General features: G+C 54.5%; 1 protein-coding gene. It reads left to right on the top strand.

Going from position 1 to position 850, the window contains the following annotated elements; translation table 11 throughout:
• On the top strand, positions 1-850 hold an 850-nt coding region (locus tag NKI24_RS35810; RefSeq protein ID WP_352750918.1), incomplete at both ends, for a selenium-binding protein SBP56-related protein.

Below are 850 nucleotides of genomic sequence, written 5' to 3'. Positions count from 1 at the left end.
TGCTCTATACGATTGCCATCTACACCGGCACGGGCATTCAGAAGCCGGACTATCTGTGCACCATTGATGTCGACCCGGAGAGTTCGACCTACAGCCAGGTGATTTCGCGTTTGCAAATGCCGGGTATTGGCGATGAGCTTCATCACTCGGGCTGGAATGCCTGTTCGTCGTGCCACGGCGATGCGAGCAAGGAGCGGAAATATCTGATCGTGCCGGGTGTGCGCTCGTCAAATCTGCATATTGTCGATTGCGGTACCGATCCGCGCAGCCCGACACTGTTCAAGGTGATAGACGGCGCTGAAATCAAAGCCAGGACTAACCTGTCGGCGCCACACACGGTGCATTGCCTCGGCTCGGACATCATCGTTTCCATGCTTGGTGACGCCCAGGGCAATGCCCCCGGCGGCTATTTGCAACTCAGCAAGGAGTTCGAGATTGTCGGCCGCTGGGAAAACTCCATGGGCAGTATCAAGTTTGGTTATGATTTCTGGTACCAGCCGCGACACAACGTAATGGTCAGCTCGGAATGGGCCGCGCCCAATACCTTCATGCCTGGCTTTGACCTGGAAGAGGTTGGTCATCTGAAATATGGCCGAGAGATCCATTTCTGGGATTTTGAAAAGAAGGAGCCAAAGCAAACATTCTATCTCGGTGAAGATGGCTTGATCCCACTGGAAGTGCGATTCCATCATAACCCCGACAGCAGTCACGGCTTTGTTGGCGCGGCCCTTTCTGCAAATATCATCCATTGGTGGAAGGACGCGGCGGGTGACTGGCAATGGGAAAAAATTGTCGATGTCGGCAATGAGCCGCATCCCGAATGGCCGATACCAATACCGGGCGTGATCTC

This window comes from Mesorhizobium sp. M0701 (assembly GCF_040320365.1).
Lineage (GTDB): Bacteria > Pseudomonadota > Alphaproteobacteria > Rhizobiales > Rhizobiaceae > Mesorhizobium.
This window is presented reverse-complemented; position numbering and strand designations above follow the sequence as displayed.